Annotated in this window: 11 protein-coding genes; 9 read left to right on the forward strand and 2 right to left on the reverse strand. The window is 39.8% G+C overall.

The features are described from left to right. Positions 1-158: 158 nt before the first annotated feature. The 5 genes from KIV10_RS04675 to KIV10_RS04695 all read left to right on the forward strand — a co-directional run bounded on the left by KIV10_RS04675 (position 159) and on the right by KIV10_RS04695 (position 4547). Complete coding sequence (locus KIV10_RS04675) at positions 159-1316, forward strand: 5-(carboxyamino)imidazole ribonucleotide synthase (RefSeq protein WP_214112331.1); 1158 nt, start codon at positions 159-161, stop codon at positions 1314-1316. A 29-nt stretch (positions 1317-1345) separates the two neighbouring features. Further along, the gene (locus tag KIV10_RS04680) at positions 1346-1525 is read left to right on the forward strand and encodes a hypothetical protein (protein ID WP_214112332.1); all 180 of its coding nucleotides are present in this window, start codon (positions 1346-1348) and stop codon (positions 1523-1525) included. Then, positions 1522-1890 (forward strand): type II toxin-antitoxin system death-on-curing family toxin, encoded by a 369-nt coding sequence (locus KIV10_RS04685; RefSeq protein ID WP_214112333.1) that lies wholly within the window; start codon positions 1522-1524, stop codon positions 1888-1890. The genes KIV10_RS04680 and KIV10_RS04685 overlap by 4 nt, the downstream gene beginning before the upstream one ends. Positions 1891-1958: 68 nt before the next feature. Next, positions 1959-2450, forward strand: coding sequence for a 5-(carboxyamino)imidazole ribonucleotide mutase (purE, locus tag KIV10_RS04690; RefSeq protein ID WP_214112334.1), 492 nt, complete (start codon positions 1959-1961; stop codon positions 2448-2450). A gap of 78 nt (positions 2451-2528) precedes the next feature. Further along, positions 2529-4547, forward strand: a complete 2019-nt coding sequence (locus KIV10_RS04695; protein ID WP_214112335.1) for a M3 family metallopeptidase — start codon at positions 2529-2531, stop codon at positions 4545-4547. 63 nt (positions 4548-4610) lie between these two features. Here the strand turns inward: KIV10_RS04695 and KIV10_RS04700 are convergent, their stop codons facing one another. Beyond that, a complete protein-coding gene (locus KIV10_RS04700; RefSeq protein WP_214112336.1) occupies positions 4611-6059 on the reverse strand; it encodes a M20/M25/M40 family metallo-hydrolase in 1449 nt (482 codons plus the stop codon). A 140-nt stretch (positions 6060-6199) separates the two neighbouring features. Here KIV10_RS04700 and KIV10_RS04705 point away from each other — a divergent pair, with 140 nt between their 5' ends. Together KIV10_RS04705 and KIV10_RS04710 are read left to right on the forward strand one after the other, a co-directional pair. Next, positions 6200-6751, forward strand: coding sequence for a sigma-70 family RNA polymerase sigma factor (locus KIV10_RS04705; protein ID WP_214112337.1), 552 nt, complete (start codon positions 6200-6202; stop codon positions 6749-6751). A gap of 6 nt (positions 6752-6757) precedes the next feature. Beyond that, positions 6758-7003 (forward strand): hypothetical protein, encoded by a 246-nt coding sequence (locus KIV10_RS04710; RefSeq protein ID WP_214112338.1) that lies wholly within the window; start codon positions 6758-6760, stop codon positions 7001-7003. A gap of 4 nt (positions 7004-7007) precedes the next feature. On the opposite strand, the gene KIV10_RS04715 is transcribed toward KIV10_RS04710, so the two are convergent. After that, the gene (locus KIV10_RS04715) at positions 7008-7823 is read right to left on the reverse strand and encodes a hypothetical protein (protein ID WP_214112339.1); all 816 of its coding nucleotides are present in this window, start codon (positions 7821-7823) and stop codon (positions 7008-7010) included. Positions 7824-7952: 129 nt separating this feature from the next. Here KIV10_RS04715 and gcvP point away from each other — a divergent pair, with 129 nt between their 5' ends. Further along, positions 7953-10802, forward strand: a complete 2850-nt coding sequence (gene gcvP / locus KIV10_RS04720; protein ID WP_214112340.1) for an aminomethyl-transferring glycine dehydrogenase — start codon at positions 7953-7955, stop codon at positions 10800-10802. 204 nt (positions 10803-11006) lie between these two features. Further along, on the forward strand, positions 11007-12065 hold the full coding sequence (locus KIV10_RS04725) for a 3-oxoacyl-ACP synthase III family protein (protein WP_214112341.1): 1059 nt from the start codon (positions 11007-11009) through the stop codon (positions 12063-12065). Positions 12066-12071: the final 6 nt, after the last annotated feature.

Consider the following 12071-nt stretch of genomic DNA (forward strand, 5'->3'; position numbering starts at 1 on the left):
CTTCCGAAAACACCGCGATTTTTCGAACAAATCCTGAACTACACTCGAACAAAACCGGAAAATAACCGATAAAACAGAGTAGCCTTTCCGCAGATTATCATACACGCCACATACCATTTTACTATCTTTGCTAATCACGCAAAAAATAGCGATTTAAGATGAATTATTTTTCTTCCCACTTTACCCTTGGAATTCTTGGCGGTGGACAATTGGGCAAAATGATGCTCTACGAAACCCGAAAATGGGACATCCGCACGAGCGTGCTTGACCCAAGTGCCGAAGCGCCGTGCCGTATTGCTGCAGATTATTTTGAACAGGGCGATTTGATGGATTTTAATACGGTTTATAACTTCGGAAAAAAAGTGGACCTGCTTACTTTTGAAATTGAAAGTGTGAATGTGGACGCTTTGGAAAAACTGGAAAGTGAAGGGACAAAAGTATATCCCAGCGCAGCCACGTTGCGGAATATTCAAGATAAGGGGGTTCAGAAACAATTTTATAAAGAGCAAAAAATCCCTACTTCGCCTTTCAAGAATTTTGAGGATAAATATCAGCTAAATGAAGCCATAGTGCGCAAGGAACTTCATTTTCCATTCGTGTGGAAAAGCTGCACAGGCGGATACGATGGTAAAGGTGTGAGTATAATTAAGGATGCCGAAGATATTATCCCGTTACCCGAAGGCGCGTGCATTGCAGAAAAATTAATTCCCTTTAAAAATGAATTGGCCGTAATTGTTGCCAGAAATCCTTCCGGGGAGGTAAAAACCTATCCCGTGGTTGAAATGGAATTCCATCCTGAAGCCAACCAAGTGGAATACGTAATTTGCCCTGCAAGGATAGCGGAAAGTGTTGCGAATAAAGCCAGGGAAGTTGCCAAAAAAGTTTCCGAAGCGTTTGAGCATGTGGGTCTTTTGGCGGTAGAAATGTTCCAGACCGAGGACGACGAAATCCTTGTGAATGAAGTTGCCCCGCGCCCACACAACAGCGGCCATTACAGCATCGAGGCAAGCTACACCAACCAATTTGAACAGCACATTCGCGCCATTCTCAATTTACCGTTGGGAAACACGGACAGCAAAGTGGGCGGCATAATGGTAAATCTTGTGGGCGCAGAAAACCACAACGGCCCGGTTTTATATAAAAATATTGATGAAATTTTAAAAATGGAAGGCGTAACGCCCCACATTTATGGGAAAAAGGAAACCCGCCCCTTTAGAAAAATGGGACATGTAACCATTGTAAATAAGGACATTACCGAAGCAAGAAAAATTGCGGAGGCCGTTAAGAAGACGATTGAGGTTATAAGTAGAAATTAGATTTCGTATCTTTCATAAAAATGGTATTTATGACATATTTAGAAAAAAAGAAAAATCTTAAAAAAGCAATAGAATCCTTATCTGATGAGCAACTGGACGAAGCGCTTTTTTTGATTGAAAAAGTAATAAACCAAGACGAAAAAAGAAAAGAATATGTGATTGATTTGCTTGTAAAAGAGTCAAATCTTTTTGACAGGCTAGCGCAATGATCTCTTTAAAATTAGCACAAGAATTGAATGAAATCATTGCAAAATCTTCTGGTGGTAGTGCCGGAATTCGCGATACCGGAAGCCTTTTGTCAGCATTAAATAGGCCATTCCAAACATTTGGTGGTGAAGATTTATATCCTACGGCTTTAGAAAAATCTGCGGCAATTGTTGAAAGCATAATTATCAATCATCCATTTATTGACGGAAATAAAAGAATGGGGTATGCTTTTATGAGGTTACTTTTGGCAGAGGGCGGATATACCCTAAAAGCTTCGGAAGATGAAATTTATGATTTTATAATTTCAATTTCAGAAGGCAAAATGAAATTTGAAGCAATAAGAGATTGGATAAAAAATAATATTTAAAAACAATTTTTCAAACCTCATATTCTAAAATTTAGAATATGAAACCTAAAACCTGAAACTTGAACCCAATGAGCAAAGTAGCAATAATAATGGGAAGCACCAGCGACCTTCCAATAATGCAGGAAGCAATCGACATTTTAAAAGGATTTGATATTGAGGTGGAAGTAGATATCGTTTCTGCCCACCGCACCCCAGATAAACTTTTCGATTACGGAAAGAACGCACACACCCGCGGAATCTCAGTGATAATCGCAGGCGCGGGCGGCGCAGCGCACCTTCCGGGAATGGTTGCCTCGCTTTCGCCATTGCCCATAATCGGCGTGCCGGTAAAATCCAGCAATTCCATTGATGGTTGGGACAGCGTTCTTTCCATTTTGCAAATGCCGGGCGGCGTTCCCGTGGCAACAGTTGCGCTCAACGGCGCAAAAAATGCAGGAATCCTCGCAGCACAGATTATCGGAGCTTCAGATAAATGTGTGCTTGACAAAATTATTGCCTACAAAGAAGGCCTAAAAATGAAGGTTGAGGAAGGCGCCGCTAAAGTTCGCAGTGCTCAGTAAATAGTATTCAGTATTCTAAAATATTAAATCGTTGGATCCAAATAATCTAAAATCTAACGTCTTAAATCTAAAATCTTAATGAACCCCCTTTTAAAATCATACAATACCGCCCCTTTTTCAGAAATAGAAAACAAACATTTTCTACCTGCCATAAAACAATTGATTGCTGAAACAAAAGCTGAAATTGACGCCATTACTGAGAATAGCGATGCGCCTACCTTTGAAAATACACTGGAAGCTTTAGAAAACACGGGGGAAAAACTGGATAGGGCAACAAGTATTTTTTTTAATTTGAATAGTGCCGAAACAAATGACGAAATTCAAAAAATAGCGCAGGAAATTTCTCCGATGCTTACGGAATTCAGCAATGATCTTTTGTTAAACGAAGCTTTATTTGAAAGAGTAAAAAATGTGTATCAACAAAAGGATTCATTGAATTTGAATGCAGAACAACAAATGTTGCTCACTAAAAAATATAAGTCTTTCGCGCGCAACGGCGCCAATCTTTCTGAAGAAAAAAAGAGCGAATTGCGAAAAATAGACACCCAACTTTCTAAGCTGAGCCTCACTTTCGGCGAAAATGTATTAGCTGAAACCAATAGGTTTGAACTTCATATCACAGATGAAAAAGACCTTTCCGGTTTGCCCGAAGGTACAATTGAAGCCGCCGCCCAAACCGCTTCGGAAAAAGGAAAAGACGGTTGGGTCTTTACATTGGATTATCCAAGTTACGTTCCGTTTATGACGTATGCAGACAATCGAGAACTGCGGAAAAAAATGGCGATTGCCTTTGGCGCCAAGGGTTTTCACAATGATAAACTGGACAATCAAAACAATGTTTTGCAGATTTCGAAACTTCGGCATAAACGCGCAAATTTGTTAGGCTATGATAGCCACGCGAATTTTGTTCTTGAAGAACGCATGGCGGAAACTCCCGAAAAAGTAAAATCATTTTTATACGAACTTTTGGCAAAAGCAAAACCAGCAGCCCAAAAGGAATTTGAAAGACTCACGGCTTTTGCGAAGGATCTGGACAATATTGATCGTTTAGAAAAATGGGACGACGCATATTATTCTGAAAAATTGAAACAAAAACTTTTCAATCTGGACGATGAAAAGCTGAAGCCTTATTTTGAATTGAAAAATGTGATCCAAGGCGTTTTCACGGTAGCTGAAAAACTGTACGGACTACATTTTGAAGAAGTTCAGAATATCGACAAATACCACGCAGATGTAAAAACCTATGAAGTAAAAGATGACGAAGGTGAATTGGTTGCCATTTTTTATGCTGATTTCCACCCGCGTCCAGGAAAAAGAAATGGCGCTTGGATGACTTCATACAAACCGCAACAAATAAAAAATGGTAAAAATGAAAGACCGCATATTTCCATAGTCTGTAATTTCACAAAGCCTACTTCAAGCAAGCCTTCGCTGCTTACATTCAATGAAGTAACCACACTTTTTCACGAATTTGGTCATGCACTACACGGTATATTGGCAAATACCCACTACCCTAGCCTTTCTGGCACCAGTGTTTATTGGGATTTTGTAGAATTGCCAAGTCAAATTTTAGAGAACTGGTGCTATGAAAAGGAAACGCTGGAGCTGTTTGCCACCCACTATAAAACTGGGGAATTAATACCGATGGAATATGTGGAAAAGATTAAAGAATCTGCAACATTTCTGGAGGGTATGGCCACATTACGGCAATTAAGTTTTGGAATGCTGGATATGGCGTGGCACGGCGGCGACCCGTCTCATGTAAATAATGTAAAGTCTTTTGAAATTGCAGCTTTCGAAGATACGCAGTTGTATCCAGATGTAAAGGAAAATTGTATGAGTACTTCGTTTTCGCATATATTCCAAGGCGGTTATTCAGCAGGATATTACAGTTACAAATGGGCGGAAGTGCTGGATGCGGACGCTTTTGCACTTTTCAAACAAGAAGGCATTTTCAATAAAAAAGTAGCCGATAAGTTTAAAGGATTTGTACTCTCACAAGGTGGCACGATGGATCCTATGGAACTGTACAAACAATTCCGTGGGCAGGAGCCAGATCCGGAAGCGCTTTTGAAACGGGCGGGGTTGCTTACATAAAATAAGGCTTCAAAAGTTTCACACTTTTGAAGCCTTACATTTTTGTTTACAGCATAAAGTTCATTAGTTCAACACAAACTTTTTGGTAACCGTATGGTTATTTTCCATTGTGAATTTAGCTATGTAAAAGCCTTGCGCAAACTGCGAAAGTGAAATACTTCCAGCTTCGGCATTCATTGTTTCGGTGGTTATTTTCTGCCCGGCGATAGTGTAGATTGAAATTTCTGTTACGTTTGAATTTGAATTCCTCAAAAGATAATTCAGTGATTTGTCTTTCATATAAATAGAAACAGCTTTTTCAGAAAAATCTTCAACTGAAAGTGTAGCAGGTTTTGCGGCTTCAATTAAAAATTCAAGACCCAATTTGGCGAATTTAACCGATTGGTCCGTATTGTTCAAAAATGTATATACATCCTGCGGGCTATGGATATTTGGGTTGCTATCGCTCAATTCTGCCTCGAAAGGAAACGCAGCATCGTACCCAGCGTCTGCCCAACTAAAGTGGTCTGAGCAGCCATAATTGCACTGTGAAAATCCGTAGGTAAAAGCGTGCTCGCCGGTGCTATTATAGTGGTCCATCAAATCAATTAAATAATTATTCAATGTCTGGCTGTTATAGAAATCTGTGGTGATATAAACATCTTCGGAAGAACCTTTAAAGGCAGTCATATCAAACTGAACAAAAGCTGCAACGTCCACATTATTGCTAGCATAATTCTGCGCAATTTCCTCTGAACCTACTAGCCCAATTTCTTCTGCCGCAAATGCCATTACCTCAATGGAGCGGTTTGGCACAAAATCCATATCCAGCAATACACGAACCATTTCAGTCATAGTTGCAATACCGGAAGCGTCATCATCGGCACCGGGCGCGTTATCGTTATTTGGAAAAGATGTAGAATCTATATGTCCGCCAATAATTACAAATTCGTTCGGAGTTTGGGCGCCGTCAAAAGTCAAGATTACTGACGGCATATTTGTATTTACGTGATTGTAAATGCGAGTGTGGACATCCGTCCGTCCGGCGGCTGCAATCATTCCATCCCATCTGTCTTTCAAATCCAAGACCGATTGTGTTGCGGCCGGCCTATTGTGGTAACGCGTTCCGTAATTTTGAAGTATTAAAATATCTGTTTCAATATTATCCCCATCTACCATAGAGATACCCTGATTTACCAATGCATCCTGATCAATTGTGTAGTCAATTAATACCCGATTTTGTGGCTTTACCCTATTTATTGCTTTAAGGGCGGCAGCTTCGTTAGTTTTAAAAACATAACCCGGCCCGTGCGTTTTAACTTTGTCGTGAATTAAATGCCGAACATTCTCTGAAATAAATACGGCGGCGTGACCATTGCCCGTCCCTAAAATATCTATTTGGTCGGGGAATTCCGCTTTAAATTCGGCGGCGTTTTCAATATCCATGGTAGCGTAAACACTCTTGGCTTCCTGTGCAAAAACTGTGATAGAAATTGATAGAAACGCAAAGGTTCCAAGTATAAATTTTTTCATTGGGAAAGAAATAAAATAATTAGTGGGGTAAATGTACTGGGAATAACCCACTTCGGAAAAAAATTTATGCCAAAACAAATTACCATCCTGGATTTTTTCATATAAACTTTGCTACTTTTGGGAGTATCAAAAATAATTCCTTGGAAATACTGCAACCCAATTTATGGGTAGATAAATACGCTGATTACCTCTACAATTACACCATTGTTCGCGTAAACGACCACGTGGTCGCGCAGGATATTATTTCAGATACATTTTTGGCCGCTTTGAAATCCAGCAAAAATTTTAAGGGTGAAGCCACGGAACGCACGTGGCTAATTTCAATATTGAAGCGAAAAATTATTGATTATTATCGAAAAATAAATTCGAAAAAGGGGAAGGCTGAAATTCATATTAATTATAAAAATGAAGATTCCGAAGGAGACTGGCTGGAAGAAAATGCCGCAGACCCTTTTGACAAAACTGCGGAAGACACGCTCGAAAACGAGGAATTGGGATTGGCAATACTGGATTGCCTCGATAAATTGGATAAAAGACAGGCTGAAATCTTTAAGCTGAAAACTGTGGAAGGATTTGATACGGATGCCATCTGTAAAGAATACAATATTACGCCGTCTAATCTTTGGGTTATCATTCACCGCGCCCGAAAAACGCTTATGGAATGCCTGAATGATAACTGGTTCAACAAATAAAAAAATATGGGATTATTTATAAAATGTGAGGAAGCACAACAAATTTGCGATAAAAGTCAATATAAGGAAACGTCCTTTTTTCAGAAAATAATCCATTTTTTCCATTTGGCAATTTGTAAATTTTGCAGAACCTATACCAAAAGCAACACACAGCTCACAAAATCTCTCCACGATTCCCGCCTTAGAACTTTAAATTCTGAAGAAAAACGGGCTTTACAGGATAAAATTCAGCAAAACTTGAGTGCCGAATAACTTTCTATGCTAATAATAAACAATAAATCAGCAACCAAAAAATAGGGAGTCCTTCCACCCAGAAAGAAGAAAAATATTTGTGCTGTTCGGTTTTTGAAATAGCCAATACCGCTGCCAAAATCACACAAAAAATTAAAAGTGCCGTAAAATATTCAAAAGAGAAATTTTCTTTGAATGTTTCAAGAAGAAGGCTTATTCCCAGAAATATAATTCCTAAATATTTCGTTTTGCCTATACCTATTTGCTGCGGAAATGTTTTCAGAGAAAGCGCGTCATAGCGCACATCCCTAATCTCAAAGGGCAATGTGAGTACAATTACTATCAATATTCTTTGAAAAAAGGTTAGCCAAATATCTGAATGAAAACTTCCCGTTTTTGAGATTGCCGGAACAATAACCGTAACGCCCGCCCAAACCACCGCTACGATAAAAATCTTCAACCTCGATAGCGAACGTAAATTTTTTCTTTTTAATGATGGAACTGCATAAAAAAAAGTAAGTAGGCCAAACGCTGCTATAAAAGCCAATATTTTCAACGGAAGTTTTAAGCCGAAAAAACAAAAGGCCAAGAAACAAACGAAGGAAAAAACCTGTATCGTTTTCAGTGAATTTGTCAAAGTCCGGTGGTGTAGGCCGGCTACTTTTGCATATTTTACAAAATTATAGCCAGATATTGTTCCGAAAAATATAAAAGCAAAAAGCGTCAAATCCATTCTAAATCCAAATTCCAGAGCTGTTATTATTGCAAAGGAACATACCGCTACGGCCACGTGTATACTGCTATTTATGTAAAAGGAAAAAAAATGGCGCAGCAATTTCATTTTGGGAATTTTTGTAAGGTGTTTATAACCTACATTTTTGGTTGAAAAATTTGCTTTTTCAACTAGTTAAAAGACCTAAAAATAAGGTTTAAAATTGTAATTTTGCCACCTAAATTTCAATCGCAAATAATGAATACAGATTCTTTTGCTTTAAGGCATATCGGCCCACGGGAGAATGATCTTCCAGAAATGCTTAAAACCATTGGTGTGAGCTCCCTCGACCAACTTATTTACGAAACCGTTCCAGACGACATTCTGCTAAAAAAGGCGCTGGATCTGGACACGGCGATGAGCGAACAGGAATATCTTGAGCACATTACTGAACTTTCCACCAAAAACAAACTTTTCAAAACATACATCGGTCTGGGCTATAACCAGTCCATTACCCCACCCGTAATCCAGCGAAATATCCTTGAAAACCCAGGTTGGTACACGGCTTACACGCCCTATCAGGCCGAGATTGCCCAAGGTAGATTGGAAGCCCTGCTCAATTTCCAAACTATGGTAACGGATTTAACCGGGATGGAACTCGCAAATGCTTCACTGCTGGATGAATCTACCGCCGCAGCTGAGGCAATGGCGCTTCTTTTTGCCGTTCGGGAAAGGGATAAAAAGAAAAACAATGCTTCAAAATTCTTTGTTTCTGAAGAAATTTTACCGCAGACCCTCTCATTGTTACAAACCCGTTCCGAGCCACTTGGCATTGAACTGGTCGTAGGCAATCATGAAGAATTTGATTTTTCTGAAGCGTTTTTCGGTGCTATTTTGCAATATCCGGGCAGAACAGGAAAAGTCCATAATTATAAAGATTTCATTCAAAAAGCGAACGATTCCCAAATTAAGGTTGCAGTTGCAGCAGATATTTTAAGCCTTGTAATGCTGGAATCTCCCGGCCATTTTGGGGTTGACGTGGTTGTGGGAACTACCCAACGTTTTGGTATTCCATTAGGGTATGGTGGTCCACACGCGGCATTTTTTGCGACAAAGGATGAGTACAAAAGAAGTATTCCCGGAAGAATTATTGGCGTCACCAAAGATACCGACGGCAACCGCGCCCTGCGCATGGCATTACAAACGCGCGAGCAGCATATAAAACGCGATAAAGCAACATCAAACATTTGTACCGCACAGGTTTTACTTGCCGTTATGGCTGGAATGTATGCCGTATATCACGGGCCGGAAGGTTTGAAATATATTGCGAACAAAGTTCATAATGGAGCGGCAACACTTGCAAATGCCCTTGAAAAACTGGGCTTTGAGCAAGCTAACGATACCTATTTTGATACCATCGCAATCAAAACCGATGCTACCAAAATTAAATTTTTAGCCGAAGCAAAAGAGGTAAATTTCTATTATCCCGATGATGATACGGTTTCAATTTCCATTAATGAAACCACGACTATCAAAGACTTAAATAAGATACTTTCCATTTTTTCCGAAGCCAAAAAGAAGGATTTTCAGAAATTGACTTCATTGAAAACAGGCAATAAAATTCCGAAGGAAGTTTCCCGTAAAACTGATTTTCTTCAGCAAGAAGTCTTTAAAAGCTACCACAGTGAAACAGATTTAATGCGCTACATCAAAAAACTGGAGCGCAAGGATTTATCCTTAAATCATTCCATGATTTCTTTGGGTTCTTGTACAATGAAGCTGAATGCCGCCGCAGAAATGCTACCGTTGAGTGACCCAATGTGGGGCAATATGCATCCATTTGTACCAGTAGAGCAAGCGGAAGGTTACCAAACCATTTTGAAAAAACTCGAAAAGCAATTGACCGAAATTACCGGTTTCGCTGGTACTTCATTACAGCCCAATAGCGGTGCGCAAGGCGAATATGCAGGTTTGATGGTAATAAGGGCTTATCATGAATCCCGAGGCGACCATCATAGAAATATCTGTATTATTCCATCTTCCGCACATGGTACAAATCCCGCAAGCGCAGTCATGGCGGGGATGCAAGTAGTTGTAACAAAATCTACCGAGGAAGGAAATATCGATATTGATGACCTACGTGAAAAAGCAGAAAAATACAAAGACAATCTTTCCTGCTTGATGGTAACATATCCATCCACACATGGCGTTTATGAGTCGGGAATACGCGAGATCACGGGGATTATTCACGAATTTGGCGGACAGGTTTATATGGATGGCGCTAATATGAATGCCCAGGTAGGTCTTACAAATCCTGGCGCAATCGGTGCTGATGTTTGCCACTTAAATCTCCACAAAACTTTTGCGATTCCCCACGGAGGTGGTGGTCCCGGAGTAGGTCCAATCTGTGTAGCGAAGCAGTTGGTTCCTTTTTTACCTTCAAACCCTGTGATTGCAACTGGCGGCGAAAAAGCGATTACTGCAATTTCGGCGGCACCTTACGGCAGTTCATTAGTTTGCTTGATAAGCTATGCCTACATATGTATGCTTGGCGTAAATGGATTGAAAAAATCAACTCAATACGCAATTTTGAATGCCAATTACATCAAGGAAAGATTGAATGGCCATTACGATGTTCTTTATACTGGTGAGCGCGGCCGTGCAGCTCACGAAATGATAGTGGATTGCCGTCCATTTAAAGCTAAGGGCATTGAGGTAACCGACATTGCAAAACGCTTAATGGACTATGGTTTCCACGCGCCTACTGTGTCGTTCCCAGTGGCAGGTACATTGATGATTGAGCCTACGGAGAGTGAAAGCAAAACCTCTTTGGATCAGTTTTGTGATGCGATGATTTCAATAAGAAAAGAAATTGATGCTGCAGATAAAGATGATGCAAACAATGTTTTGAAAAATTCACCACATACGCTTCAAATGCTTACAGCAGATACGTGGGATTTTCCATACAGCAGACAACAAGCGGCTTTCCCTATGGAATCGGTGTCAGAAAATAAATTCTGGCCATCCGTTCGCCGAGTTGATGATGCCTATGGGGACCGGAATTTAATATGTACCTGCGATCCCATTGAAAGTTATATGGAAGTTTAACAACAGTTGAATTTTATAACGATGCCTCGAAATTTCAAAAGAATTTCGGGGCATTTTTATAGCTGATTTTCAAATGTATTTTATTTCAAAATTTTTTCTGAAATAAACAGAACGCTCCCAAAATTATATATAAAATCTTATTTCATAATTTGACACATTGTTACATCTTTCGTTTTACGTATTTTTATCAAAAATCTGAAACCAATGGGCGTTAAAATCACTGGCATAGGCAGTTATATTCCGAGTGAAATTGCCAAAAATGAACATTTCGGAAAACACCATTTTTATAACGAGGATGGTACCCGCTTTGGCCATGAAAATGATGTGATTATTGAAAAATTTAAGGCTATCACCGGTATCTCCGAAAGACGCTATCTGCCTAAAACCCTGGTAACATCAGACATTGCTTCCTTTGCTGCAGAAAATGCTTTAAAGAATGCGAGCTTAAACAAGGAAGAACTGGATTACATAATTGTTGCGCATAATTATGGCGATGTAAACTACGATTCCGTACAAAGTGATACCGTGCCAAGCATCGCCACACGCGTAAAACATAATTTGAAGATAGAAAAACCCACTTGCGTAGCGTACGATGTGCTATTTGGCTGTCCAGGCTGGATAGAGGGGATGATCCAGGCAAATGCATTCATAAAGTCCGGAATCGCAAAAAAGTGTTTGGTAATTGGAGCCGAATCCCTTTCACGGGTGGTAGATCCACACGACCGCGATTCTATGATTTACAGTGATGGCGCGGGGGCGGCAATTGTTGAAAAATCTTCGGAAGAAGGCGGAATATTAAGTCACTACAGCGCCACTTTCGCTTTTGAGGAAGCACATTTTATTTATTTTGGCGAAAGCAACAATCTCGAATTAAAGGATACACGCCGATACATAAAAATGTACGGCCGGAAAATTTATGAATTTGCCCTGAGCAATGTTCCCGACGCCATGAAAACCTGTTTGGACCAAAGTGGAATATCCGTTGACGAGGTAAAAATGATTTTCATCCATCAAGCCAATGAAAAAATGGACGAAGCGATTGTAAACAGATTTTACAAACTTTATGACAGAACACCGCCCAAGGACAGTATGCCCATGAGTATTGATAAATTGGGCAATAGCAGCGTTGCAACCATCCCTACCCTATACGATCTCGTTTTAAACAATGAACTGAAAGGATATTCGGTAAAAGAGAATGACGTTGTTATTTTTGCCAGTGTTGGCGCGGGAATGAATATTAATGCTATAGTTTATAGGATTTAAAAATTC

This window comes from Aequorivita echinoideorum (assembly GCF_018476645.1).
In the GTDB taxonomy this organism is placed as follows: Bacteria; Bacteroidota; Bacteroidia; order Flavobacteriales; family Flavobacteriaceae; genus Aequorivita; species Aequorivita echinoideorum.